The 24,256-nt window shown below is 70.3% G+C and carries 25 protein-coding genes; 16 read left to right on the top strand and 9 right to left on the bottom strand.

Annotated elements, in window-relative coordinates:
• Positions 1-14: 14 nt before the first annotated feature.
• The gene (locus tag BN977_RS15105) at positions 15-698 is read right to left on the bottom strand and encodes a GAF and ANTAR domain-containing protein (protein WP_024453283.1); all 684 of its coding nucleotides are present in this window, start codon (positions 696-698) and stop codon (positions 15-17) included.
• A 76-nt stretch (positions 699-774) separates the two neighbouring features.
• Here BN977_RS15105 and BN977_RS15100 point away from each other — a divergent pair, with 76 nt between their 5' ends.
• Genes BN977_RS15100 through BN977_RS15090 form a run of 3 tightly spaced genes read left to right on the top strand, consistent with a single transcriptional unit; the run spans position 775 to position 3,641 of the window.
• Complete coding sequence (locus tag BN977_RS15100) at positions 775-1,566, top strand: SDR family NAD(P)-dependent oxidoreductase (protein ID WP_024453282.1); 792 nt, start codon at positions 775-777, stop codon at positions 1,564-1,566.
• A gap of 16 nt (positions 1,567-1,582) precedes the next feature.
• The gene (locus BN977_RS15095; RefSeq protein WP_024453281.1) at positions 1,583-2,056 is read left to right on the top strand and encodes an SRPBCC family protein; all 474 of its coding nucleotides are present in this window, start codon (positions 1,583-1,585) and stop codon (positions 2,054-2,056) included.
• A complete protein-coding gene (locus tag BN977_RS15090) occupies positions 2,046-3,641 on the top strand; it encodes a phytoene desaturase family protein (protein ID WP_036398076.1) in 1,596 nt (531 codons plus the stop codon). The genes BN977_RS15095 and BN977_RS15090 overlap by 11 nt, the downstream gene beginning before the upstream one ends.
• A 6-nt stretch (positions 3,642-3,647) precedes the next feature.
• Here the strand turns inward: BN977_RS15090 and BN977_RS15085 are convergent, their stop codons facing one another.
• The 4 genes from BN977_RS15085 to BN977_RS15070 form a co-directional block, all read right to left on the bottom strand.
• Positions 3,648-4,340, bottom strand: coding sequence for a hypothetical protein (locus tag BN977_RS15085; protein WP_036398074.1), 693 nt, complete (start codon positions 4,338-4,340; stop codon positions 3,648-3,650).
• A gap of 27 nt (positions 4,341-4,367) precedes the next feature.
• Complete coding sequence (locus BN977_RS15080; RefSeq protein ID WP_036398072.1) at positions 4,368-4,925, bottom strand: CsbD family protein; 558 nt, start codon at positions 4,923-4,925, stop codon at positions 4,368-4,370.
• A gap of 72 nt (positions 4,926-4,997) precedes the next feature.
• Positions 4,998-5,579, bottom strand: a complete 582-nt coding sequence (locus BN977_RS15075; protein ID WP_024453277.1) for a hypothetical protein — start codon at positions 5,577-5,579, stop codon at positions 4,998-5,000.
• A 13-nt stretch (positions 5,580-5,592) separates the two neighbouring features.
• On the bottom strand, positions 5,593-6,741 hold the full coding sequence (locus BN977_RS15070; protein WP_024453276.1) for a zinc-dependent alcohol dehydrogenase: 1,149 nt from the start codon (positions 6,739-6,741) through the stop codon (positions 5,593-5,595).
• A 96-nt stretch (positions 6,742-6,837) separates the two neighbouring features.
• Here BN977_RS15070 and BN977_RS15065 point away from each other — a divergent pair, with 96 nt between their 5' ends.
• The 11 genes from BN977_RS15065 to BN977_RS15015 all read left to right on the top strand — a co-directional run bounded on the left by BN977_RS15065 (position 6,838) and on the right by BN977_RS15015 (position 17,749).
• Complete coding sequence (locus BN977_RS15065) at positions 6,838-8,205, top strand: APC family permease (protein WP_024453275.1); 1,368 nt, start codon at positions 6,838-6,840, stop codon at positions 8,203-8,205.
• A 71-nt stretch (positions 8,206-8,276) separates the two neighbouring features.
• A complete protein-coding gene (idi, locus tag BN977_RS15060; RefSeq protein ID WP_036399215.1) occupies positions 8,277-8,828 on the top strand; it encodes an isopentenyl-diphosphate Delta-isomerase in 552 nt (183 codons plus the stop codon).
• A gap of 210 nt (positions 8,829-9,038) precedes the next feature.
• On the top strand, positions 9,039-10,139 hold the full coding sequence (locus BN977_RS15055) for a polyprenyl synthetase family protein (protein ID WP_024453273.1): 1,101 nt from the start codon (positions 9,039-9,041) through the stop codon (positions 10,137-10,139).
• A complete protein-coding gene (gene crtI, locus BN977_RS15050) occupies positions 10,139-11,659 on the top strand; it encodes a phytoene desaturase family protein (RefSeq protein ID WP_024453272.1) in 1,521 nt (506 codons plus the stop codon). Before BN977_RS15055 ends, crtI begins: the two co-directional genes overlap by 1 nt.
• 33 nt (positions 11,660-11,692) lie before the next feature.
• On the top strand, positions 11,693-12,637 hold the full coding sequence (locus tag BN977_RS15045) for a phytoene/squalene synthase family protein (protein ID WP_024453271.1): 945 nt from the start codon (positions 11,693-11,695) through the stop codon (positions 12,635-12,637).
• Complete coding sequence (locus BN977_RS15040) at positions 12,634-12,984, top strand: lycopene cyclase domain-containing protein (protein WP_036399213.1); 351 nt, start codon at positions 12,634-12,636, stop codon at positions 12,982-12,984. The genes BN977_RS15045 and BN977_RS15040 overlap by 4 nt, the downstream gene beginning before the upstream one ends.
• The gene (locus tag BN977_RS15035; protein WP_024453269.1) at positions 12,981-13,304 is read left to right on the top strand and encodes a lycopene cyclase domain-containing protein; all 324 of its coding nucleotides are present in this window, start codon (positions 12,981-12,983) and stop codon (positions 13,302-13,304) included. The genes BN977_RS15040 and BN977_RS15035 overlap by 4 nt, the downstream gene beginning before the upstream one ends.
• A complete protein-coding gene (locus BN977_RS15030; protein ID WP_024453268.1) occupies positions 13,301-14,836 on the top strand; it encodes an FAD-dependent oxidoreductase in 1,536 nt (511 codons plus the stop codon). The genes BN977_RS15035 and BN977_RS15030 overlap by 4 nt, the downstream gene beginning before the upstream one ends.
• Positions 14,833-15,858 carry a DUF5914 domain-containing Rieske (2Fe-2S) protein gene (locus tag BN977_RS15025; RefSeq protein WP_024453267.1) on the top strand — a complete coding sequence of 342 codons (1,026 nt, stop codon included), beginning with the start codon at positions 14,833-14,835 and terminating at the stop codon, positions 15,856-15,858. Before BN977_RS15030 ends, BN977_RS15025 begins: the two co-directional genes overlap by 4 nt.
• 51 nt (positions 15,859-15,909) lie before the next feature.
• Positions 15,910-16,143 carry a hypothetical protein gene (locus tag BN977_RS15020; protein ID WP_024453266.1) on the top strand — a complete coding sequence of 78 codons (234 nt, stop codon included), beginning with the start codon at positions 15,910-15,912 and terminating at the stop codon, positions 16,141-16,143.
• A 499-nt stretch (positions 16,144-16,642) separates the two neighbouring features.
• Entirely contained in the window at positions 16,643-17,749 is a 1,107-nt protein-coding gene (locus BN977_RS15015) for a cellulase family glycosylhydrolase (RefSeq protein WP_081664434.1), read from the top strand.
• Here the strand turns inward: BN977_RS15015 and BN977_RS15010 are convergent.
• On the bottom strand, positions 17,746-18,759 hold the full coding sequence (locus tag BN977_RS15010; protein ID WP_024453264.1) for a glycoside hydrolase family 6 protein: 1,014 nt from the start codon (positions 18,757-18,759) through the stop codon (positions 17,746-17,748). The two genes, BN977_RS15015 and BN977_RS15010, sit on opposite strands and share 4 nt — an antisense overlap.
• A 194-nt stretch (positions 18,760-18,953) precedes the next feature.
• On the opposite strand from BN977_RS15010, the gene BN977_RS15005 reads away from it, so the two are divergent.
• Positions 18,954-19,262: an NIPSNAP family protein gene (locus BN977_RS15005; RefSeq protein ID WP_024453263.1), complete on the top strand. Its 309-nt coding sequence runs from the start codon at positions 18,954-18,956 to the stop codon at positions 19,260-19,262.
• Here BN977_RS15005 and BN977_RS15000 read toward each other — a convergent pair.
• Complete coding sequence (locus tag BN977_RS15000; protein ID WP_036399205.1) at positions 19,234-20,934, bottom strand: metallophosphoesterase; 1,701 nt, start codon at positions 20,932-20,934, stop codon at positions 19,234-19,236. The genes BN977_RS15005 and BN977_RS15000 overlap by 29 nt on opposite strands.
• 153 nt (positions 20,935-21,087) lie before the next feature.
• Between BN977_RS15000 and BN977_RS14995 the strand changes: the two genes are divergently transcribed.
• Entirely contained in the window at positions 21,088-21,594 is a 507-nt protein-coding gene (locus BN977_RS14995) for a hypothetical protein (RefSeq protein WP_131590124.1), read from the top strand.
• Between the two features lie 25 nt (positions 21,595-21,619).
• Here the strand turns inward: BN977_RS14995 and BN977_RS14990 are convergent, their stop codons facing one another.
• Both BN977_RS14990 and BN977_RS14985 read right to left on the bottom strand, forming a co-directional pair.
• Positions 21,620-22,399 carry a GAP family protein gene (locus tag BN977_RS14990; protein WP_193584973.1) on the bottom strand — a complete coding sequence of 260 codons (780 nt, stop codon included), beginning with the start codon at positions 22,397-22,399 and terminating at the stop codon, positions 21,620-21,622.
• A gap of 66 nt (positions 22,400-22,465) precedes the next feature.
• The gene (locus tag BN977_RS14985; RefSeq protein WP_036399203.1) at positions 22,466-24,202 is read right to left on the bottom strand and encodes an AMP-binding protein; all 1,737 of its coding nucleotides are present in this window, start codon (positions 24,200-24,202) and stop codon (positions 22,466-22,468) included.
• Between the last annotated feature and the right edge of the window lie 54 nt (positions 24,203-24,256).

The following is a 24,256-nucleotide window of genomic DNA, read 5'->3' as shown; positions in this document are numbered from 1 at the left end:
AGCAACGCCGAAGGTCAACCGCGACTGGCGATCACGCGTTCGGCGATATCCACCACCCGCGCGTTGCTCTCCTGCGACAGCCGCCGGATCATGTCGAAAGCCCGCACATCGTCGACCTTGTAGCGCTCCATGATGATGCCCTTGGCCTGACCGATGCGGTCCCTGCTGGCCAGTGCCGACTGCAGCTGCTCGCCCTGGCGGTGCGCCAGGATCGCGGCGGCGGCGTGCGCGGCCAGCACGCTGCCCGTCGTGCGGGCGTCCTCGTCCCACTGCTGAGGTTCGAACCCGAAGAGGTTGAGCGCACCGGCGGTACGGTCGGCGGTGTACAGCCGGAACGAGAGACCGCTGAGCACCCCGATCTTCACCGCCGCCGCGGAATACGCCGGCCATCGGGTCTCGGCCCGGAAATCGTCGGTGCGCACCATGATGTCCTCCACCGCCGCGGCCAGGCACGGCCCTTCGTCGAACAGCCGCTGCAGCTGATCCAGTTCGTGCGGCAGGTCCGTCGTGGTGGCGTGCGATTCGAAGTTTCCGCCCGGCGTGATCAACAGGATGCCTGCGGTGTCGACTCCCGGGATCAACTCCACCGCCGCGGTGGTGACGTGGGAGAGGATCTCCTCGGTGCTGGTCGGGACCGCAACGGCGCGAGCCAGCTCACCCATGCGGGCAGCCAGTGCTCGGCCTTGCAAGTCGGACATGTCCGGCAGGGTGCCCCGGGGCGCCCAGAACCAAACGATGCGTTTGGCCGGCGCCGTGCCGGGTAGGTGAACACTCATGTCGAATGCCCGGCTGGCGGTGGTGACCGGCGCGTCGAGCGGGATCGGGCTGGAGTTGGCCCGCCTGTTCGCCGCCGACGGCTACGACCTCGTGGTGGTGGCCGATGAGCCCCAGATCGGCGATGCCGCCGTCGAGCTGGCCGGCGCCGGGGTGCGGGTACAACCCGCGCAGGTCGACCTGCGCGACACCGACGCCGCGCAGCGAATCCACCGGATGATCATCGACACCGGGCGCGTGCCCGATGCCATCGCGCTCAACGCCGGGATCGGCCGGGCGGGCCGATTCGTCGACGGTGACCTGCAAGCCGATCTGGACATCATCGACGTGAACGTCCGGTCCACGGTAGCGCTGGCCAAGTTGCTGCTGCGCGACATGGCCGAGCGGGACAGCGGCACAGCGTTGTTCACCTCGTCGATCGTGGCCACCATGCCCGGCTCCTATCAGACGATGTACAACGCGTCCAAGTCGTTCATCCAGTCCTTCGCCGAAGGACTGCACGACGAATTCCGCGACACCGGCGTCTCGGTGACCGCCCTGATGCCCGGACCCACCGACACCGAGTTCTTCCGCCGGGCATCGATGATCGACACGCCCTTGGGCCGCCTGCCGTTCAAGGACGACCCCGCCAAGACCGCCCGGCAAGGCTATGACGCCATGCTGCGCGGTGACCAGAAGGTGGTGGCCTCGTCGTTGGCCAGCAAGCTGATGGGCGCGGTGGCGCACGTGCTGCCGGATTCGGTGAAGGCGGCGGCCAACCGGCTGATCGTCCGGCCCTTCGGTGCTCGCTAGAGAAAGGGTGCCTGCCATGCCTCCAGAGGAAGTCGACAGCGTGCTGACGGTCAAACGCGATACGTCGGCCACCCGCAGCCGGGTGTGGGAAGTCATCGCCGACGGCTGGACCTATTCGCAGTGGGTGGTGGGCAACAGCCGGATGCGGGCTGTCGACCCGGGCTGGCCGGCCGTCGGCAGCACGATCGAGCACTCGATCGGGGTGTGGCCGCTGCTGCTCGACGACATCACGGTGGTGCAGGACTGCCGGCCGCTGGAGGAGCTGGTGTTGCTGGCCAAGGGCCGGCCCCTTGGCAAGGCCCGGATCACGTTGCGCCTGTTCGATATCGACGGTGGTTGCCGCATCGAGATGGCCGAGGTCCCGGTCGGCGCACCCATGGGATGGGTGCCGCACCGGTTGGCGCTGCTGGCCGTCGTGCCGCGCAACCGGGAATGCACCCGGCGCCTGGCCGCCCTCGCCGAACGCCGCACACCCGACGATGCCGAGTAGCACCAGCGCCGACGCCGTGGTGATCGGCGCCGGGCACAACGGGCTGGTCGCTGCCGCCCTGCTGGCCGACGCGGGCTGGGATGTCATCGTGGCCGAGGCCCAGGACGAACCGGGTGGGGCGGTGAAGAGCGCCGAGTTGTTCCCCGGTTACCTCAGCGATCTGTACAGCGCCTTCTATCCGCTGTCGGTCGCCTCCCCCGCGCTGCGCGCACTCGGGCTGGAGGACCACGGCCTGCGCTGGACGCACGCACCCGCCGTGGTGGGCCATGCCCGCGCCGCCGAGGATACTGACGCACCGGTCATCTACCGCGACATCGAGCGGACCGCAAGCGAATTGGATCGGGCCCGGCACGGGGACGGCCGGCGCTGGTGCGATCTGTTCGACCAGTGGGAGCGCATCAAGGCGCCGCTGCTGGACACCCTCTTCGCCCCGTTTCCCCCGGTGCGGGGACCGATCGGCCTGCTGCGCCGTCTCGGTACCGCCGAGGCGCTGCGGCTGGCACACCTCCTGTTGTTGCCGGCCGGGGTGCTGGCCGAGCAGCTCTTCGCCGGCGACGCGGCCCGGCTGCTGCTGCTCGGCAACGCGATGCACGCCGATGTGCCGTTGGACGCGCCGGGTAGTGGGGTGATGGGGTACCTGCTGATCATGATGGCGCAGGACGGCGGCTTCCCGGTGCCGGTGGGCGGGGCGGGGCAGTTGACCGCCGCCCTGGTGCGGCGCGCCGAGACCGCGGGAGCCCAGATCCTGTGCGGCCGACCGGTCAGCGGTATCGAGGTGCGCGGTGGGCGGGCCACCGCCGTGCGCACCGCCGACGGATCCACCATCCGGTGCCGACGCGCCGTCATCGCCGATACCTCGGCGCCGCAACTGTTCCGGCGTCTGCTGCCGCAGGACGCGCTGCCGGCCGCGCTGGGCCGGGCATTGGACCGGTTCGTCTGGGACACGCCCGTCCTGAAGATCAATTACGCGTTGGATGCCGCCATCCCGTGGCGCTCGAGCAGCCTGCACGGTGCGGGCACCGTGCACCTGGGCGCCGACCATGACGGACTGATCCGCTGGATGGCCGACCTGAACACCCGGACGCTGCCCGAGCATCCGTTCCTGCTGTTCGGCCAGATGACGACGGCGGATCCGACCCGATCCCCGCTGGGCACCGAAAGTGCTTGGGCCTACACCCATCTGCCACGCGGGCTGGCCGACGACGAATCCGCACAACGCCTGGCCGAACGCGTCGACGCGGTGCTCGAGGCACATGCCCCCGGGTTCACCGGCCATGTGGTCGGCAAGTCGGTGCAGCGACCCTCCGATCTGGAGGCCGGTGACGCGAACCTGCACACCGGCGCCGTCAACGGCGGAACGTCACAGTTGTTCCAGCAGTTGATCTTCCGGCCGGCGCCCGGCTTCGGGCGCGCCGAGACACCGGTGCCGAATGTGTTCCTGGGCAGTGCGGGCGCCACACCGGGCGGCGGCGTGCACGGGGTGTGCGGGCGCAACGCCGCCCGGGCGGCGCTGGCCGCCGACGGCTTGGCCGGCTGGCCGCGGCGCCGGCTCACCCGCGCCGCCGGCCGGTTCCTGCTGGGCTGACCCTGCTCACGTGTCGGCTGAGGCCGTGCGCCCGGCGCGCTGCGCCTGCCGCTTACGCTTCTCTGCCTCGGCGAGCTCCTCCACCTGGTCGGCCTTGGCCCGTGTCGCTTCGGCCGCGGCCCGGTCCTCGCGCGAATCCTTGAGTGCGGCAGTGGTTTCGGCGGCCACCTCACGTTCTGCAGCGGCGATGCGGTCGAGCTCGGCACCTTTGGCGGCTTCCACCGACTCCGTGCGCCTGGCCGCGGCCTGGTCGGCCTGCCGCTTCGCGGCGGCACCGCGCGTGCGGGCGGCGCGCTCGGCCTCGCGTTCGCGCCGTTCCTCGGTGGCACGGGCGTCGTCGACGGCGGACCGCTCCGCGGCCAGTGCGTCGGACTGGTCCTCGGCGACCTGGTCCAGCTTGGCTTTCAGGGTCGCATCGGCCTGCCGGCGTTCTGCGGACGCCGATGCCCGCAGCGTCGCGGCGCGGCCCAGGGCGCTGCTGCGTTCGGCGAGCGCGACACCCCGGCGGCGCAGATCCGGGTCGCCGAGCGCACCACCCACGGTCGCGTCGAGCACGCCGAGTGATCGTTCAAAGACCAGCCGGACCGGCGCATCGTCGGGCAGTCGGGCCAGCACCCGTTGCTCGATGAGCGTCAGCGGCAACCGTGCCAGCTGGTATTCCAGCCGCAGCACGGTACGGGGCAGGTCGGTCACGTTCATGGTGGAATCCTTCGGTTGGCGGTGGTTTCAGGGCAGGTCGGCGCGGTCGGTCAGCTTCTCGGCACGGCGCTCGAGACGATCGGCCTCGGCCTGCTCGGCCGCGGCCTGATCAACGGCGTCGCGGTGCTCGTCGACGGCCTCGGCGGCGTCGGTCGACGCGTCCAGGATCTCGCGCCGTTCCTGCGCCTTGGCCTGCGCCACGTCGCGTTCGGCAGCGCGCTGCGCGGCCGCCTTGTCCCGTTCGGCCTGCAGGCGGGCGGTCTCCTCGGCGACCTGTCGCTGCTGGGCCCGTTGCTCATGCACGACACCCTCGGCGGTGGCCGCCGCCTGCTGCACCGCGCTGCGCTCGGCCGCGGCGTCGCGGCCGGCTCGGGCGGCCTCGGCGCGGGCGGCTTCCTCCTGCGCGTCGGCGACGGCTTCGACGGCGTTGGCCTCCTTGCGTTCCCGTGCCTGGGCCTGCTCCAGCTGACCCTCCGCGGTCAACGAATCGTTACCGGTCACCGCACCGGCGATCTCCTTGGCCTTGCCCTTGACCGAATCGACCAGCCCCTTGCGGGCCTCGTCGGCCTTGCTGTGTTTGCTCATCACTTTCCCTCTCGTCGGGTCAGCCAGCAGGATGCACAGTTGTGCCGGATCTGAAACCGGGGGTGGGCACGATCACCGGTTCGGTTGGTGTGGCCTGCGTTTCACCACGGCGCGGACGGCGCCGCCGAGTACGGTGGCGGCGGCGACCCAGGGTCCGGCGATGATGATCGGATCCATCCAGACGTGCGCCTTGTCCACCCGGGTGGTGCCGGCGCGGGAACGCCAGCCGTGATGCGTGAACTCGGTCCTGATCCCGGTTTCGGTGAACGGGTTGTCGGGACGACGGGTGAGAAACGACGCCAGATGGCTCTCCACCGCGTCGATCCGGTCGGCGCCGATGAGCAACAGCCAGTGCGCGGCCCGGCCTTCGCTGTAGCGGTAGGCGTATCGGCGGACCGCTCCGGACAGCCCGCGTGGTGGAGCGGACGTGCCGAAAACCGGTGTCAGCATCTCGTGCTCGATCGACCGCTCGCGCGGCGTCTTCTCCGGTTGCCGGTCCGGGAAGATCCAATGCGCCCCGGTGGATTCCGGATCGAAGCGCTGCCAGGGCACGGCCGGCCGGTCCGCCGGGTTCAGGTCGGCTCCCCAGCCGGGGATGCGTGCGCGCAGCTCTTCGGCATCGGGGGTCGGCGGGTGTTCGGAGGTGTAGACCATGATGTGGCTCCTGTCAGCCGGCGGCGGGAAGGACGACCGGTTTGATGCAGTCGTCGAGCTTGGCAGAGAAGATGTGATAGCCGTCGGCGATGTGTTCCAGCGGAATACGGTGGGTGACAACGTCACTCGGCTTGAGATAGCCGTTCTGGATGTGCGAGAAGAGTCGCGGCCACTGTCGCTTGACCGGGCACTGGTTCATCCGCAGGGTGAGGCCCTTGTTCATGGCGTCGCCGAACTTCACCGCGCTGAACATCGGCCCGTAGGCCCCCATCACCGACACCGTGCCGCCTTTGCGGACCGAGTCGATGGCCCAGTTCAGGGCGATCGGGGATCCGCCCTGCAGCTTGAGCTTGGCGGCGGTGACGTGTTGCAGGAAGTTGCCGTCGGCTTCGGCACCGACGCAGTCGATCACGGAGTCCGCACCCAACCCGCCGGTGGCGCGTTTCATCGTCACCACGATGTCGTCGTGCTCGGCGAAGTTGTACGTCTCCGCGTGGGCGAAGGTGCGGGCCTTGGCCAGCCGGTTCTCCAGGTGGTCGATGACCATGACGCGGCCGGCGCCCATCAACCAGGCCGACTTCGCCGCGAACAGCCCGACCGGGCCGGCGCCGAACACCGCGACGGTGTCGCCCTGGTCGATATCGGCCAGCTGGGCACCGAAGTATCCGGTCGCGAGCGCGTCCGTACACATCAGTGCGTCCTCGTCGGCCATCCAGTCCGGGATGACGGCGGGGCCCACGTCGGCGAACGGCACCCGGACGAACTCGGCCTGCCCGCCGTCGTAGCCGCCGCAGGTGTGCGAGTACCCGTAGATGCCGCCCACGGCAGTCGCATTGGGATTCACGTTGTGGCAGTTCGAATACAGCCCGCGCGCACAGAAATAACACGAGCCGCAGTAGACGTTGAACGGGACCATCACCCGGTCGCCGGGAGTCAGGTTGCGCACCGACGGTCCGACTTGTTCGACCACACCGATGAATTCGTGGCCGAAAGTCATCCCGACCCTGGTGTCGGGCATCATCCCGTGGTACAGGTGCAGATCCGATCCGCAGATGGCGGCCATGCTCACCCGCACGATCGCGTCGTTGGGGTGCTCGATCGCCGGGATGTCCTTGTCCTCGACGCGAATCTTGTAGGGGCCTCGATAGACCATGGCACGCATAAGTCGCTCCTCCGTCGGTGCACCCTGGAGCTACCCGGTTTGCCCTGGGCGAAACGCCAGTGCTTATCCGCCCCGCTCCGGGGGTATGCCGGCGGGATGACATCCGGCACGACACCCGAGACCGTCGAGGATCCGGAGCGGGCGCTGCCGGACACCAAGCTCCGGCGCAGCATCACCGGTCCGCTGCTGTTCCTGTTCATCCTCGGCGATGTGCTGGGTGCGGGCGTGTACGCGTTGATGGGCGTGCTGTCGGAGAAGGTGGGCGGGGCGCTGTGGGCCCCGCTGCTGGGCGCGCTGCTGCTGGCGCTGCTGACCGCCGGTTCGTATGCCGAATTGGTCACCAAGTATCCGAAGGCCGGCGGTGCCGCCGTGTTCGCCGAACGGGCCTTCGGGCGGCCGCTGCTGTCCTTCCTCGTCGGCTTCTGCATGCTCGCGGCCGGGGTGACCAGCGCCGCGGGCTTGGCGCTGGCCTTCGCCGGGGATTACCTGCGCACCTTCATCGACGTGCCCAGCGTGCCTGCCGCCATCGTGTTCCTGCTGCTGATCGCCGCGCTCAACGCCCGTGGCATCAGCGAATCGGTCAAGAGCAATGTCGCGATGACCGTGGTGGAACTCAGTGGCCTGCTCATCGTGGTCGTCGCCGGTGCGGTGGTGCTCGGCGGCGGCCACGGCGACGCCGGCCGGCTGACCCAGTTCCCCGAGGGAACCACGCCGGCGCTGGCCATCCTGAGCGGGGCGATCATCGCCTATTACTCGTTCGTCGGGTTCGAGACGTCGGCGAACGTCGCCGAGGAGATCCGCGATCCGGCCAAGGTGTATCCATCGGCACTCTTCGGTGCGCTGATCACCGCCGGGGTGGTGTACGTGCTGGTCGGCATCGCCGCCGCGGCCGTGCTGGCCCCCGACCGGCTGGCCGGGTCGACCGGGCCGCTGCTCGACGTCGTGGCGGCGTCCGGGCTGGGCGTGCCGGACCGGGTGTTCGGCGCGATCGCCCTGGTGGCCGTGGCCAACGGCGCCCTGCTGACCATGATCATGGCCAGCAGGCTGGCCTTCGGGATGGGCGAGCACGGCCTGTTACCGGCCGTCCTGGCGCGCGTGCTGCCCCGCCGTCGCACGCCGTGGGTGGCCATCCTGTCCACCACCGCGGTGGCCATCCTGCTCACCGCCATCGGGAAACTGTCCACGCTGGCCGAGACAGTCGTCCTGCTGTTGTTGTTCGTGTTCATCTCCACCAACATCGCGGTGCTGGTGCTGCGGCGGGACACCGTGGCCCACACACACTTCCGGGTGTGGACGCCGGTCCCGGTGCTCGGGGTGGCCTCCTGCGTGTTGTTGATGTGCCGGCAGAGCGCCCAGGTGTGGCTGTTCGCCGGCGCGCTGCTGGCGGTCGGTGCGGTGCTGTTCCTGCTCACCCGGGTACGGCGCGGTGCCACCGGCCCGACCCATCCGCCGGAGCACCGGTGACGAATACCTCGGTGCGCAACGGTGAGACCCGCATCGGAGAGACCAGGGCCGGACAGACCAGGGCCGGACAGATCAGGGCAGCGGACGGTCAGCCGCAGGAGCTGGTGGTCCTCCTCGGCGAGGACGGCCGCCCGATCGGCACCGCACCCAAGGAGCAGGTACACCACGCCGGCACGCCCCTGCATCTCGCCTTCTCCTGCTACCTGTTCGACGATGCCGGCGCGGTGCTGCTGACCAGGCGAGCGCTGCACAAGAAGGCCTTCCCCGGCGTCTGGACCAACTCGTGTTGCGGGCATCCGGCACCGGGTGAGGATCCCGAGGCCGCCGTGCGGCGCCGGGTGCGCGAGGAGTTGCGCCTGGAGATCGGCGAATTGCGCTGTGTGCTACCCGATTTCCGTTACCGGGCGACCGCCTCGGACGGTGTGGTGGAGAACGAGATCTGTCCGGTCTACGTCGGCCGAGCGGCGGGCCCGGTACGTCCGGACCCCGCCGAGGTCATGGAGCACGTCTGGGTCCAGTGGCACGACCTGTGCGCCGCCGCCCGGCTGCCGTGGGCCATCAGCCCCTGGGCGGCCGCCCAGATCCCCCTGCTGGACTCCCTGCACCTGGTGGCGTTTCGCTGACCCGAACCGGGGTATTCCACGCAGGGCGGCGCCGTGCGATGCCGGATGTCGACCGCGGGGGCAGGGGGCCGGACGTGAATCGCTCACCCGTCGCTGTTGTGATCCCGGCCACATCCACGGGTTGTCACCCGTCCGCGCGGGGATGCGCGCCGAACCCCTGGGTGCACCACGGATCCGAGGAGCGCATTGGCTGAGCACAGGCACCCCACCATGGTCGACACCCGGCCCGGGCCCACGGCCGGAGACTCGTCATGCGATTGGCGCGCGCCCTTGTGCGCCCGGCTGCGCGCCGAACTGTCCGACTTCCTGTCCCGGCACTGCACCGAACAGCTGCGGGGCGCGCATGTCGACATCGCCACCGATGTCCTGCGCACCCTCACCCACGGCGGCAAGTTCGTCCGCAGCACCTTCATGTATCTGGGCTGGACGTGCGGGACGGCCGGCTGGGCACCGTCGGCTCCCGCGGTGCGGGCCTGCGCCAGTCTGGAGCTGCTGCACGCCTTCGCCCTGCTGCAGGACGACGTCATGGATTCGGCGCAGCTGCGGCGCGGGCACCCCGCCGCCCACGTCGCCTTCGGCCGCTGGCACCGCGAGCGCGGGCTGGGCGGCGAACCCGACAGGTTCGGTGAATCGGCCGCGGTGCTGCTCGGCGATCTGTGCCTGGTGTGGGCCGAGCAGATGTTGCGGACCAGCGGTCTGGATCACGACGCGCTGGCCCGGGTCTGGCCGCGTTACGACATGATGCGCACCGAATTGGCGGTCGGACAGTTCGCCGACCTGGTGAACGACTCCCGCGCCCTGCCGTCGTTGGACGACGTGCTCGACGTGTTGCGGCGCAAATCCGGCAACTACACCGTGCGCCGACCGCTCGAGCTCGGCGCGGCGATGGCCGGCTGCGGGCCCGGCGTCATCGAAGCCCTCGGCGCCTACGGCGGCGCGATCGGTGAGGCCTTCCAGCTGCGCGACGACGTGCTCGGGGTGGCGGGCAGCGTCACCGAGACCGGCAAGCCGACGCATACCGACCTGGCCGACCGCAAAGCCACCAGCGTGGTGGTGGCCGCCCACCTGCTCGCCGAGCCGGTGGTGCGCCGCGAACTCACCGAACTGATGACCGCTCCCCGGCTGGAGCCCGGTGACATCGATCGGTGGCGCACGCTCATCCACGCCAGCGGGGCGCTGGCCTGGATCGAGAATCTGATCGCCGAACGGCTGGGCCACGCGCTGAACCGCCTGGACCGGCCGGACATTCCGCACGGCTCACGTGCCGCACTCACCGACATGGCCACGTTCTGCACGGAAAGGCTTGCCTGATGCGTTCTGTGAAGGGTCGCACCGACCACGTCGTCATCGTCGGCGCCGGATTGTCCGGGTTGTCGGCGGCCCTGCACCTGGCCGGCCGCGGCCGGCGGGTCACCGTGCTCGAGCGGGACCCGGCACCGGGCGGGCGGATGGGCCGGGGGGATATCGCCGGGTACTCGCTGGACACCGGGCCGACCGTGTTGACAATGCCCGAGATCATCGACGAAGCCCTTGGCGCGGTGGGCGATTCGCTGTCGGCGCGGGTGGACCTCACGCCCCTGCACCCGGCCTACCACGCGCGGTTCGCCGACGGCAGCGAGCTGGCGGTGCACACCGAGCCGGAGGCGATGGCCGGCGAGATCGAGCGCTTCGCCGGGCCGGGCGAAGCCGCAGGGTATGTGCGGATGCGGGCCTGGCTGACGGCGTTGTACAAGGCCGAGTTCGACGGTTTCATCTCGGCCAACTTCGACTCCCCGCTGTCCCTGCTGACACCCCAACTGGCGCGGCTGGCCGCACTCGGCGGGTTCCGGCGGTGGGAACGCATGATCCGCCGGTACCTGAAGGACGAGCGGCTGCTGCGGGTCTTCACCTTCCAGGCGCTCTACGCCGGCGTACCGCCACACAGCGCGCTGGCCGCCTATGCGGTGATCGCCTACATGGACACCGTGGCCGGGGTGTACTTCCCCCGCGGCGGCATGCGGGCGATCCCCGACGCGATGGCCGCCGCCGCGACGGCCGCCGGTGTCGAATTCCGTTACGGTGTCGAGGTCGATCGCCTCGAGCACAGCGGGTCCCGCGTCACCGCCGTGCTCACCGGTGACGGCACGCGGGTGGCCGCCGACGCCGTGGTGTTGACCACCGAACTCCCCACCACCTACCACCTGCTGGGCCGCAGTCCGCGACGGCTGACGGCGTTGCAGCCCGCGCCGTCGGCGGTGGTCGCCCACGTCGGGTGCCGCGCCGCGACACACGCCGCGGGCCACCACACGATCGTGTTCGGCGACGCCTGGCAGCGGACCTTCGACGAGATCATCAACCAGGGCCGGGTGATGGGTGACCCGTCGCTGTTGGTCACGCGCCCTACGGCGAGCGATCCCACCCTGGCACCGCCGGGCCGGGACCTGCTGTACGTGCTGGCGCCGGCGCCCAATACCCAAGTGGGACGGATCGATTGGGACACCACGTCGTCGGCGTATGTCGAGCACATGCTCGACACCGTCCGGTCCCGGGTGCCCGGTCTCGGTGCGGACGCCGAGATCCTGGACGTTGTCAGCCCCGCCGACTGGGCGCGCCGCGGCATGCTGGCGGGTACACCGTTCGCGCTGGCGCACACCTTCGGTCAGACCGGGCCGTTCCGGCCGGCCAACACGGTGCGCGGCATCGACAACGTCGTCCTCGCCGGCTCGTCGACCGTTCCCGGGGTCGGTGTGCCCACCGCCGTGATCTCCGGTCGTCTGGCCGCCGACCGGATCACCGGCGTGAACGCGTCGTCCGCGCCGCGGGGTGACAGCACGATGAGCGGGGTTCGATGATGATCGGGGTTCGATGATGATCGGGGTTCGACGATGATCAAGGACGAACTCGATGCCGCCGGCCTCGAGGGCACGGACCTCCGCGCCGCCTACGCCCACTGCCGGGCCGTCAACGCCAGGGACGGCAAGACGTTCTTCCTGGCCACCCGGCTGCTGGCACCCCAGCAGCGCCCCGCGGTTCATGCCTTGTACGGGTTCGCCCGCTACGCCGACGACATCCTCGACTCCTTCGACGAGCGCGACAGTGCCCTGCGGGCCGAGCAGCTGCAGTCGTTGTCGGACCGGTTGTTCGGTTGCCTGACCGGTGGCGTCTCCCCCGTCGGTGACCCGGTGCTGACTGCCGTCGTCCACACCGCACACCGCTATGGGATCGGCTGGGAGCTGTTCGACGACTTCCTGGCCGCCATGCGGATGGACCTGACCGTCACCGGTTATCCGGACCGCCCCGCGCTGGAGCGGTACATGCACGGCTCGGCGGAGGTGATCGGGTTGCAGATGCTGCCCATCCTCGGCACCACGGTGGCCCGCGAGGAAGCCGAACCGCATGCCGCGGCACTCGGAAAGGCGTTCCAGCTCACCAACTTTCTCCGCGACGTGGACGAGGACCTGGCTCGGGGCAGGGTGTACCTGCCCGCCGACGAACTGGCCGTCCACGGGGTCGACCGCGAGCTGCTGCTGTGGTGCCACCGCAACGGACGCAGCGATCCCCGGGTGCGCCGGGCCTTGGTGGACCAGCATGCGCAGGCCCGCCGGGTGTACCGCGAGGCGCAGCCCGGCATCGGCATGCTGGCGCCGATATCCCGTCCGTGTGTGCAGGCCGCACTCACGCTGTACTCCGAAATCCTGTGCCGGATCGAGGAACTCGACTTCGAGATCTTCGGCACCCGGGCGAGCGTCGGCAAGCCCCGCCGGCTGGTGGTCGCGTTGCGTGGCCTGGCCGGCGCCTGGTGGGCCCGCAGCACGGTCCGGCGCCGATGAGCACCGAGCTCGACCAGTGGCAGTACCTGCTGGTGTTGGCCGCGTGCGTGCTCGTCACCGCGCCGCTGGAACTGTTCGGGCGCGGGGTGTACCGCCGGCCCCGCCGGCTGCTCACGGCGATCCTGCCGGTCGCGGTGCTGTTCTTGATCTGGGACGCGGTCGCGGTGGCCGCCGGCGTGTGGCACTACAACCCGCGCTACCTGCTCGGCGTGGTGCTGCCGGGCGCCCTTCCGCTGGAGGAGGTGTTGTTCTTCGTGGTCATCCCGGTGTGCGGGCTGCTGACTTACTCGGCGGTGGACACCATCTGGTCGTGGCTGAGCAGGCGGCGGGTGGAGTCGAGCCGATGAGCGGCCTCGGCTACACGCTGCCCGCCGTGCTGGCCGTCGTCATCGTGCTGGTGCTCGAATGGAAAGTGTTGCGTACCGGGCTGTTCCGCCGGGCCAGCTACTGGATCTCGATGGTGATCGTGCTCGGCTTCCAGATTCCGGTGGACGGCTGGCTCACCAAGCTCTCCGCGCCCATCGTGATCTACGACGACCGGCACACCAGTGGGATCCGGTTCCCGTTCGACATTCCGGTGGAGGACTTCCTGTTCGGTTATGCGCTGGTGACCGGTGTGCTGCTGTTGTGGGAGCGGCAACGGGCCCGCGCCGGGGAGCCCCGGTGACGGCGCCGGACCCACGGCGCGAGCGGCTGCCGGGCGGTACCGGGCTGCCCGACGCCGCCGCGCTGTCCCGGGTGCCGACCGTCGTGGTCGTCGGCGGCGGTATCGCCGGACTCGCGGCGGCCACGGGCCTGGCCGAGCGCGGTGTCCGCGTCCACCTCGTCGAGGCAGCCGACCGGCTGGGCGGCCGGGTGGCCGGCTGGCCGGAGTCCCTGGCCGACGGCAGCCGCGGCGGGATGAACCGCGGATTTCACGCCTTCTTCCGGCAGTACTACAACCTGCGGGCTCTGTTGCGGCGCGCCGACCCGCACCTGCGGGCGCTCTCGCCGATTGCGGACTACCCCCTGATCGACGGCGATGGGCGCCGGGACACCTTCCGCGGGTTGCCGCGCACGCCGCCCTTCAACGCGCTGGCGTTCGCATTGCGCAGCCCGACGTTCCGGCTGCGCGACCTGGTGCGGCTGGACGCCAAGGCGGCCGCGCCGCTGGTGACGGTCGGGGTGCCGGCCACCTACGACCGATTGGACCACCTCGACGCGGCCACCTTCCTGCGGGACATCAACTTTCCCGACGCCGCCCGCCATCTGGCCTTCGAAGTCTTCGCCCGCAGTTTCTTCGCCAGGCCGGAGAAGCTGTCCGCCGCCGAACTGGTGACCATGTTCCACATCTACTTCCTCGGCTCGTCCGAAGGTCTGGTCTTCGATGTGGCCAATGCCAATTTCGATGCCGCGCTGTGGAACCCGTTGCGCGAGTATCTTTCCGGCCTCGGGGTGTGCCTGCATCTCGGCGCCGAGGTGCAGGCGCTGGACCGCACCGTCGCCGGTGTGCGGGTGCGGGTCGCCGGCGCGCCGGACATCGAGGCCGACGCCGCGGTGCTGGCCACCGACATCACCGGCCTGCAACGCCTCACCGCCGCGTCGCCGACGCTCGGTGACGAGAGCTGGCGCCGGCGGGTCGCCGCGCTGCGCACCGCACCGGCGTTCGTCGTGCTGCGGCTGTGGCTGGACCGCGCGGTGCGCCGCGACCGCGCCGCCTTCGTCGGAACCGGCGGCCGGGCACCGCTGGACAACATCAGCGTGCTGGAGCGCTACGAACGCGAAGCCGCGCAATGGACCCGACGGACGGGAGGATCAGTGGTCGAACTGCACGCGTACTCGGTGACCGAACCCGACGCGCAGGTTCGGGCCGCGCTGCTGGCGCGCATGCACCAGCTCTACCCGGAAACGGTTCAGGCCGGCATCGTCGACGAACGCCTGCTGCGCCGACAGGATTGTCCCCGGTTCGCACCCGGTGATTTCGCCGGGCGGCCCACCGTGACGACTCCTGACCCACGAATCATGCTGGCCGGCGACGGTATTCGGGTCGACCTGCCGGTGGCGCTGATGGAACGCGCCGCCACCACCGGATGGCTGGCCGCCAACGGGCTGCTGGCCGGGTTCGGCTTGGCCGGCCACGAGCTGTACACCGTGCCCACCCGCGGGCGCTCCCGCGGACTGCGGCTGCTGGCCGCCCGCGCCCAGGAGCGGCACCGATGACCGGGCCGCTGCGGCGCTGGGCCCATCGCATTTCGCCGTTCACGGCGGCACGAACCCTGCCGTTCACCACGCTGGCGCCCACCGCATGGTCGGCGCAGCGACCCACCTACGGTGACGCCAACCCTGGGGTGATCCAGGCGGCACTGCGCCGGGCCGTGGGCCGACCCAGCGGCAATTGGTTCGTCTTCGCCGACAGCGCTCGCATCGGCGCCAAGCCGCTGGGCACGTGCGTCGCGGGTGTGCCGATCGTGGCGTGGCGCGGCAGCGACGGTGCGCTGCTGGCGGGTCCGCGCGCCTGCCCGCACCTGGGCGCCGACCTCGCCCTGTCACCGGTGGAGTGCGGGGCGTTGATCTGTCCGTGGCACGGGCTGCGCCTGGACGGGCGCCGGCACGGAACCTGGCGGGCGCTGCCGACCTTCGACGACGGGGTGCTGAGCTGGGTACGCCTGGATGCGGTGGGCGGCGAAACCCCCACCGAGGCACCCGTTCTGCCGGTGCGCCCGCCGGAACCCCGGTTGGCGGCGGTGGCCACCGTGGAAGGTGTCTGCGAGCCGGAAGACATCGTCGCCAACCGGTTGGACCCCTGGCACGGCGCCTGGTTCCACCCCTATTCGTTCACCGCGCTGCGGGTGCGTCAGGCCCCCGCGGCCACCGACGACCTGAGCCCCGAGGACGACCGCTTCGTCGTCGACGTCACATTCAAGGTCGGTCGGCTGGGGGTGCCCGTGGTCGCGGAGTTCACCACCCCGGAGCCGCGCACCGTGGTGATGCACATCGTCGACGGCGAGGGGGTCGGCAGTGTCGTGGAAACCCACGCCACCCCGCTGGGACCCGGTCCCGACGGCCGGCCCAGGACCGCGGTGCTGGAAGCGGTGATCGCCCACTCGGATCGCAAGCACTTCGGCAAGTCGGCGGCCGTCGCCCCGCTGCTCCGCCCGCTCATGCGGATGGCCGCGGCCCGGCTGTGGCGTGATGACCTCGCCTACGCCGAACGGCTCTACCAACTGCGATCGATGGGGTGACCGCCAGGTGAGCACGTTTGTCGCAACCGCGGTCTGGGTACATGGTGTGCCATGCACAGCCCCGTCACCACGGACACGCCGCACGAAGCACCCGCCACCGTCGGGCTCCTGCTGAACTTCGCGGCACTGATCGCGATCACCGGTGCCTTCGCGCTCGGCCTCGATGGCCGGATGGGAACCGCGGTGGTACTCGCGGTCGCCGGACTGGCCGGGTTCATCGCGAGCCTGGTGTGTTTCGCAGTGGACAGCGTGGACCGTCGGGGGGCCGAGTCGCCCGTCGAGTGAATGCGGCCGGCTTGGACGATTGGGGCTGTCCCGCAACGCCATCCGGCCCGAGTACATCTCGGTTTACACTCGGCGGCGTTTCGATTCGGTGACGGAATTACGGCACCCGCGCAGCACATCACCGGCGGGTGCGGCCCGAAGACCGAATCCTGGCAATAATCGCTTATCACCCTGGGTGTTACCTGGCTGCCGGTGAGCACATTTTGACCTCCCAGCAAATTTCGGTGCGGCGCGCCTGTTTGCAAACAAAAAGACCAGCGTGTGAGGCCTGCGAGCGGAACGACGACCGATGTGGCACCGTGCCGGCACCAGCGGCGGCGACGCCGCCCGGCGTTGCTGGCATACCGGCCGGACAGCGGTCAGGACATCCGCAGGCACGCGTCCCGCCTGCCACGGGGCGGTGCGCGGCACCCCCACGGCCGGCCGAACGGCGCTGTGCAAGAGGGCGGTTGATCTGCCTTAATGATGCGCAACCGCTTGGCCTGCCAGAAAGGCTGTCATGCCCGCCATCCGTCCCGTCAACCGATTACTCATGGTCGTTGCCCTGGTGGCGGCGGCGCTCTACGGCATCGCACCGCAACCCCGCGCCGCGGCCCTGGCCCCGTTGACCATCGACACCTCGGCCACCGCGATGGGCATGGCCGAATCCAACCTGTACTTCATGAACGCCACCGACCTGGCCGCCGCCATGCAGAACTTCCAGGCCATGGGCGTCAAGCAGATCAGGGTGTTCCTGCCCTGGCGGGCGATGGAGCCGCAGAAGGGCAAGTACAACTGGGTGGACGCCGACCGGATTCTCGATGCCGCTGCGGCACAAGGACTCGCGGTGGTCGGCGCGGTGACCAGCACGCCGACCTGGGCGTCCAAGGTGGGCTTCTGGTTGCCCAACGCGGCACCGGACGACCCCAACGACTACGCCAGGTTCATGACCCAGGTGGCCCAGCGGTACGGTTCGCGCAGCAGTGCGCCCAGGGTCGCCGCGTACGAGATCTGGAACGAACCGAACGGCAACACCGGATGGTCACCGCAGCCGAACGTCGCGGGCTACACCGCGTTGCTCAAGGCCGCCTACACCGCCGTCAAGCAGGTCGAGCCGACGGCCCCGGTGATCGGCGGCGTGCTGGGGGCCGGCCTGACCTTCGGCACCTGGACCATCAACCCGGTCAACTACCTGACCCAGATGTACTCGGCGGGCGCGCAGGGCTACTTCGACGCGCTGTCCTTCCACCCGTACAACTTCTCCAGCAGCTTCTCCGCGGGCGCCCCGTACGCCAACACGCCCTACCAACAGGTGAAGTCGTTGCGGGCGTTGATGAATGCCGCCGGTGACACCGGCAAGCTGATCTGGACCACGGAGTACGGCGTCCCGACATCGGCGGTGAACGCGCAGACCCAGGCCGCGTGGATAACGGATTTCGCGACCACCTGGTCGACGCTGCCCGGCGTCGGGCCGATGTTCATCTACTGCCTGGTGGACCGGCCGAACGAGACCCCGTGGGGCGTCTTCAACCAGGCCTGGACGGCCAAGCCTGCGGCCACGGCCATCGCCAATTGGATTGCCGCCCACCCGGTCCGGGGCGCGGTCATCTCGAAAACCAGCGGCTAACGGACCGTCGCGCGCGCCAGGTCGATGGCGTACTGGCTGACGAAGGTGCCCGCCGACGGTTCGCCACGGCCGCACGACCCGTCGGATTCCCCGACGCGTTTCACCCACAGGTAGGCGTCGGCGTGCGGTCCCGCGGTGTCGGTGGTCGGCGGGGTGCCCAGCGCGCGGCCGTCGGGATTGCACCAGTAGTACTCGCCCGCCGCCGGCCCTGCACCGTTGCGCGATGTGTCGATCACGTAGTGCGCGCCGCCCGTCTGACCGGAAATGGCCTCGCCGTAGCCGATTTCCTCTTCGGTGGTGAAGTAGTTGGTGGTGTTCAGGCTGAAACCCCGCGCCTTGGCCACGCCAACCTGGTTGAGCCGGGCCGCCATGGTGTCCGCACTCACCCATCGGGAGTGGCCCGCGTCGATATAGACGGCGGCGGCCGGGTTACGGGTCAGCGTGTCCACGGCGTAGCTGATCAGGTCGAAGCGTTCCTGGCGCTGGTCGGCAGACAGACAATCGGCCATCGCCAGCGCATCGGGTTCCAGGATGATCGCGGCCGGCAGGGCGCCCAGCCCGGCGGCGACCCCGTCGATCCACTGTCGGTAGTCGGCCCCCGACGAGAAGCCGCCCGCGGCGTAGCTGCCGCAGTCCCGGTGCGGGATGGCGTACAGCGCCAGCACCGGCGTCGCTCCGGCCGCCGCGGCGTCGCCGGCGAGCTTGGCCACCGTGCCACCGACCGTGCCGGCGGAGAACGCCTGATCGAGCCAGTACGCCTGCGGCGTGTTGGCGATGGTGGTCAGCTCGGCACTCGGCGGGTTGGCGGCCTGCGCGGCCCGCATCGCCTTGGAGATCGGGTCGACATAGAACGGCCGGCCGGCGAGCGGGTTGGAGTCGTCGGCCAACCGGATGACCGGGGCCGGCTCCGCCGCGATCGGGATGACCGAGCAACCGAGACCGGCGACCGCCGCGGCCGCCACGAACGGAGAGATCCACCGCGCGACGGCGCCGGCAGCTGAGGACTTCACGCCAGAGGAAAATAGTGTGGCCGATCACTTCGCGCCAATCGCCGCGGAACCGCCCGGACGGGCTGCAAACCACCCGCGCGAGCCGCACCACCGCACTGCATGGTGGTTCTCCGCCGCGGCACCGGGCTCAGCAACACTTCGTGCGCGCGGCCCTACCGTGGAGGGCACGCCCCCGCGACGAAAGAGGAGCAGCCATGCTGGAACTGCGGACCTATTCGCTGGCAAACGAGGCCGCGCGCCGGCGCTACACCGAGGACTTCTGGCCCGGGCACGTCCGCAGCCTGGCCAAGTACGGGATCACCGTGCACGGCGTGTGGACCGACACCGCGACCGACGGACACCGGGTGCTCGCGCTGATCGGCTACCGCGCCGGGGAGGACCCGCACCGGCTCGCCGACGCCTACCGCGCCAGCACCGACTTCGCCGCCGACCATGCCGGCTTCGACGTCGCGCTCATCACCTCGGTGCACACCGTCACGCTCGAACCGGTCGCCGGTACGTGAGCCTGTCGAACTCGCGGCCGTACTCGTCGACGGCCACCACATCCATCTCGCTGACCAGGACGCCGGGCCGGACGTCGACGCGCAGGAAGGCGTAGTTGCGGAACCGCACCCGCGACCAGCCCACGGCCTCTTGCTGTTTCGCGCCGCCGGCGGTCCAGACATAGCTGTTGGGCACGCTGGTGTCGGCGAGGACGTTGCCGCGGTAGCTCTCCAGCTCACCCGGCTGGAACCCGTACCGGGGCCGGCCTCCGCAGCCGACGGTGTAGTACACCGTCCCGTCGGTCTCCGGGTGGACGACGTCGTTGTCCAGGGCCGCCCTGGTCGGGACGCCGGCCCGGATGGGGTCGGTGCGTTCGAAGACGTGATTGTGACCCTGCAGCACCAGGTCCACCCGGTACCGGTCGAACAGGGCGCACCACGCCGCCCGGACGCCGCCGTCGCTGGCGTGCGCATCGGTGGTCGAGTACGCGCAGTGGTGGAAGAAGCAGACGATGAAGTCGATCGCCGGATCGGCGCGGTAGCCGGCCAGCGTCCGCTGCGCCCAACCGGTCTGCGCACCGCCGGAATAGCCGGTGTTGGCGGTGATCTCGTAACTCACGTCGTTGGCGTCCAGGGACAGCACCGCCACGTTGCCGTAGCTGAACGAATACACCGATGGGCAGTTCGCCGGGCCGTTGCCGGGGAAGTCGAGCCGGGCCAGATGGCCGCCGTAACCGTGGGTACCGTAGGCGGCCTCCATGTCGTGGTTACCGGTGGCGAACATCCACGGCGTGCTCGACGCGCTCGGTTCGATGGACCCCAGGTAGACGTCCCAGACGAAGGGGTTGAACTTGTCGAAGCCGGCGGGCAGCGTGCCGCCGGGACCGACGAACGCCGCCGGCTTGCCCAGCCCCGACGGGTCGGCGTAGGCGATATCGCCGGCCAGCACGTGGAAATCCGGCCGCGCGGCGATGATCTGGTTCAGCACGTTGGCGGCGTGCGGGACGTCGGGATCGTTGTCCGGCTGGTAGTAGCTGTCGTCGTAGTCACCCCTGACCAGACCCGGGGGCAGCGCCGGCGTCTGGTCGGTGCCCTGGTCACCGATCATGGTGAACCGGAACGGATCTGTGGCCGCCCGCGAACGCGGCATCGCCGTCGAAGCGGTCCGCACATCGCTGACGAAGCCGTCCTCGGTGCGCCAGCGGTAGTGGTGTGCCGCCGCCGGCGCGAGCCCGTCGACCGGTACGTGCACATAGAACTGCTCGGCGGCCAGCACGCCGCCACGCCCGTCCGGGATCTGCGTCACCAGGTTGCGCACCTCGGCCCGCACCGTGGCACCCAGCTCCGGCGTCGGGCCGTGGTCCAGGAACACCTTGCCGGCCTTGGGGTTTCGGGACAACTGCGCCGACATCCGCAGCTGGGTGGCCGCGTCGGCACCGTAGCCCACCCGCCGGTTGGCGACCGTCAGCGGTGCATCCAGCGCGTAGGCCGGCGGCCCGAACGGCGCCGCGCCGAGCGCCGCGACCGCCGTCGCGGCGGCCGCACCGCCGAGGAAGGAGCGCCGCGACACCGGCCGGCTGCGCAGATACTCCCGGTGCCAGTCATGACGCTCGGCCATCGTCATGCGGGCCGCCACGGCCGGCGGTATCCCGGTGTCCGGGAGATCGTCGGCACCGTCCATCACGGGGTCCATGAGTGGATGGTCACCCATATCCGGCCCCGATGGCCACCGGGGCGGGCGAACCGCGCCCGAACTCCCGATGAACACCCGGGCGGGGGCCGGCGTGCGCTAGAGTCCCGGGCTAGCCCTCCTTACCCCCGCCCCGACCCGTCACTCCCTGAAGGTATGCGAGCTCTCCCGTTGAAACGCTTCCACCGGGTCGCGGTGATCGCGCTCCTGGCCCTCGGCGCCCCGGGATGTGGCGCGGGCCCGGCCGCACCCGCGCCGGCCACCCCGAATGCCGCCGCCCCGGCCGTGCTGGGCCTGGGCAGTGCCGAACGCATCAACGCCTGGCGTAAGCAGCATTACGAGGCGTTCAAGACGCTGGGCACCGCGTCGGGCCGGCTCGCGACGGCGATCAACCGGGCCGACTTCGACGGTATCCACACCATCTGCCAGGACCTGACGATCGCCAACCAGCAGATCCGCACCAGCCTGCCCACCCCGGATCAGGCGCTGACCACGGCGCTGCGCCAGATGACCGGCCAACTCAACGAGTTGACCACGCGCTGCCCGACCTTGAGTTTCCGCTCCAGCACCGGCGATTTCATCCAGTTCGGCGCCGAGGTCACGGGGGCGGCCCGGTCGTTCGAGACGGCCCGCGCCATCCTGCGCAGCGCCGAACGTCAGTGACCGGGCCGGTTGCCGGGACGCTGGTTCACAGGATGCCGGTGCCCTGTGCGACGAACGCGAGCCCGACCAGGGTCAGGATGGCGACCACGATCTGCCTGCGGTAGCCGCCCACCCAGTCGTGCACGCGGCGCAGCACCGCCTGGGTTCGGGCCGGCGCCACCAGATTGCTGATCAGCACGACCTCGACGACGGCCAGGCTGACGATGATGAACACCACGGCGGCGCCGAGTTGGGCACCGAACGCCGCGCCCGAGGCCAGGATGGTGGCCAGTGAGAACGTCACCAGCGACGGGTTGGGGCCGGCCCAGAAACCGATCACCGCTGCCACCCACAGCGCGCCGCTCTCCCAGGCCCGGTGGATCTTGCCGAGCAGCCGCTGCACGGCCGAACCGCCGTCGGCCGGCGCGTCCCGACCCCGCTTGAGCAGTCTGGCGATGGGCGATTCATCAGAACCCGTTGTGCCATCGGATGGTTCGGTCCGATCGGTCGCCGCCCGGCGTCCGCGCACGGCCCGGACCGCAGTCAGCGCGGCGATCAGCAGCACCAGTACCCCGACGCCGATCTCGATACCGCGGACCGTGGCGCTGGTGCTGGTGCGCGGGTTGGCCAGGTCGTGCACGAATGACGAGAACATCGCGGTGTTGTGCAGCACCAGCAGCGGGACCAACAGCAACAGGACGCTGGCGGTGACACAGCCGATCCAGTACACCAACAGGTTCTGCGCCGGGCGGGGCCGGGACACCAGGAGCAGGTTGACGCCCAGCCGAACCGGGTCCAGCGCAATCGGAAGCGCCAGCACTGCCACCGAACTCCACATCGCCGACAAGCCGTCCTTCCCGTCAGTCGCCGAATGCGCCGCAGCGCAACGGTTTCACGAGTCCAACCGGGCGAACTGGCCCTGCCGGTACTGCTCGGCGCAGGACGCCCGCCTGATCTTGCCGCTGGTGGTGATCGGGATCGAGCCCGGCGGCACCAGCACCAGGTCCGCGATGCTCAACCCGTGCGTGGTGAACACCGCGGTGGCCACCTCGCCACGGACGGCGGCCAGCTGCTGTGCCACCTCGGCATCGGAGGTCCCGCGCGTCTTCTGTTCGATGACGGTGACCAGCTTCTCGGTCTGGCCGTCGGCGACAGCGATCGCCGCGACGCGGCCGCCGGTGATCTCCTGGATCGTCGCCTCGATGTCGTCGGGGGAGTGATTACGGCCCCGCACGATCAGCAGATCCTTGATGCGCCCGACGATGAACAGCTCACCGTCGTGGAGGAAGCCGAGGTCACCGGTGCGCAGCCATGGACCGTCCGGGACGCCGTCCGGCGGGTCGGCCAGCACACCCCCGAACGTCTGCGCGGTCTTCTCCGGGTTGCCCCAATAGCCTTGGGCGACGTTGGCCCCGTGCACCCAGATCTCGCCGGTCACCCCCGGTGCGCAGGTGATCCGGGTGTCCGGGTCGACCACCCGCACCAGCGGCTGCGTCGGCACGCCGTAACTGACCAGCGGGGTGCCCCGCCCATCGGCCGACGGCGTCGCCCGTCCTTCGGACAGGTGCTCCGCGTCGAAGTACACGGTGCGCGGCGCCTCCCCCGGCGCCCGGGTGGCCACGAACACCGTCGCCTCCGCCAGACCGTAGGAGGGCCGGAGCACCGATTCGCGAAGGTTGAACCGGGCGAAGCGCTGGGTGAAGCGGCGCAGCGTGGCCGGGTGCACCCGTTCGCTGCCGGTCACGATGTTCAGCACACCGGACAGGTCGAGCCCGGCCATATCGTCGTCGCTGGTCTTGCGGGCCACCAGTTCGAACGCGAAGTTGGGTCCCGCGGTGTAGGCGTTGGGGTTGCCGGCCAGCAGTTGCATCCACCGCGCCGGCCGCTGCAGGAACGCCACCGGACTGGTGAGCACGGTGCGCAGGCCCAGCAGCACGGGCGCGCACACCCCCAGCACCAGGCCCATGTCGTGGTAGAACGGCAGCCACGAGACGATCGTGGTGTCCGGCGGCGCGACCTTTCCGCGGTCGGGGAAATAGCCCGCCAGCAGCTGGTCGAAATTGGCCAGCACGTTGCGGTGGGTCATCATCACGCCGGCGGGTTGCCGGGTGGAACCCGACGTGTACTGCAGATACGCGGTGGCGCCGCCGTCATCCAGGTCGGCCTGCGCACCGAATCGGGAGTCCTCCCCCAATCCGTCCACCTCGATCAGCGTCGCACCGTGCTCGGTGGCCGGGCCGAGGTGCTCGGCGACCACACCGGCGACCGGCGCGGTGGTGAGCACGGCGCTGGGCAGGGCGTCGCGCAGCACCGCGCCGACCCGCTCGTCGGCGGCACCGCCCAGGGGCACCGACAGCGGCACCGCGATGCGCCCGGCCAGCAGCGCACCGAGGAAGGCCGTCACATAGTCCAGTCCCTGCGGGGCCGCCACGACGGCCCGGTCGCCGGCGGACCCGGTGACCGACAGGGCTTGGGCCACAGCCGAAGCGCGCCGGTACAGCTGCATCCAGGTCAGCGACTCGGGCTCGCCGTCCCACTCCCGGTCGTAGTCGATGAAGGTGACCGCTGGATCGTCCGGCTGCAGACTGGCCCGCTCACGCAGCACGGCCGGGATGGAAGCCTCAATCACGTTGCTCACCCTACTGGCGGACCCTGCCCGCGGTACCCCCGTCCGGGCTTAGCT

This window comes from Mycolicibacterium cosmeticum (assembly GCF_000613185.1).
GTDB lineage: Bacteria > Actinomycetota > Actinomycetes > Mycobacteriales > Mycobacteriaceae > Mycobacterium > Mycobacterium cosmeticum.
The sequence above is the reverse complement of the archived record's forward strand: the minus strand, read 5'-3'. Positions and strand labels throughout refer to the sequence as shown.

Coding starts and splice junctions, on each gene's coding strand:
- BN977_RS15070 (WP_024453276.1), bottom strand. CDS start 6,741: ATGCGTGCCATGGTCTATCGAGGCCCCTACAAGATTCGCGTCGAGGAC.
- BN977_RS15085 (WP_036398074.1), bottom strand. CDS start 4,340: ATGAACGTGACCGACCTGCCCCGTACCGTGCTGCGGCTGGAATACCAG.
- BN977_RS15035 (WP_024453269.1), top strand. CDS start 12,981: ATGAGCGGCCTCGGCTACACGCTGCCCGCCGTGCTGGCCGTCGTCATC.
- BN977_RS15105 (WP_024453283.1), bottom strand. CDS start 698: ATGTCCGACTTGCAAGGCCGAGCACTGGCTGCCCGCATGGGTGAGCTG.
- BN977_RS15040 (WP_036399213.1), top strand. CDS start 12,634: ATGAGCACCGAGCTCGACCAGTGGCAGTACCTGCTGGTGTTGGCCGCG.
- BN977_RS15075 (WP_024453277.1), bottom strand. CDS start 5,579: ATGGTCTACACCTCCGAACACCCGCCGACCCCCGATGCCGAAGAGCTG.
- BN977_RS15065 (WP_024453275.1), top strand. CDS start 6,838: ATGACATCCGGCACGACACCCGAGACCGTCGAGGATCCGGAGCGGGCG.
- BN977_RS14995 (WP_131590124.1), top strand. CDS start 21,088: ATGCGAGCTCTCCCGTTGAAACGCTTCCACCGGGTCGCGGTGATCGCG.
- crtI (WP_024453272.1), top strand. CDS start 10,139: ATGCGTTCTGTGAAGGGTCGCACCGACCACGTCGTCATCGTCGGCGCC.
- BN977_RS15020 (WP_024453266.1), top strand. CDS start 15,910: ATGCACAGCCCCGTCACCACGGACACGCCGCACGAAGCACCCGCCACC.
- BN977_RS15025 (WP_024453267.1), top strand. CDS start 14,833: ATGACCGGGCCGCTGCGGCGCTGGGCCCATCGCATTTCGCCGTTCACG.
- BN977_RS15090 (WP_036398076.1), top strand. CDS start 2,046: ATGCCGAGTAGCACCAGCGCCGACGCCGTGGTGATCGGCGCCGGGCAC.
- BN977_RS15055 (WP_024453273.1), top strand. CDS start 9,039: ATGGTCGACACCCGGCCCGGGCCCACGGCCGGAGACTCGTCATGCGAT.
- BN977_RS15095 (WP_024453281.1), top strand. CDS start 1,583: ATGCCTCCAGAGGAAGTCGACAGCGTGCTGACGGTCAAACGCGATACG.
- BN977_RS15015 (WP_081664434.1), top strand. CDS start 16,643: ATGCCCGCCATCCGTCCCGTCAACCGATTACTCATGGTCGTTGCCCTG.
- BN977_RS15045 (WP_024453271.1), top strand. CDS start 11,693: ATGATCAAGGACGAACTCGATGCCGCCGGCCTCGAGGGCACGGACCTC.
- BN977_RS15100 (WP_024453282.1), top strand. CDS start 775: ATGTCGAATGCCCGGCTGGCGGTGGTGACCGGCGCGTCGAGCGGGATC.
- BN977_RS15000 (WP_036399205.1), bottom strand. CDS start 20,934: ATGGACCCCGTGATGGACGGTGCCGACGATCTCCCGGACACCGGGATA.
- BN977_RS15080 (WP_036398072.1), bottom strand. CDS start 4,925: ATGAGCAAACACAGCAAGGCCGACGAGGCCCGCAAGGGGCTGGTCGAT.
- BN977_RS15005 (WP_024453263.1), top strand. CDS start 18,954: ATGCTGGAACTGCGGACCTATTCGCTGGCAAACGAGGCCGCGCGCCGG.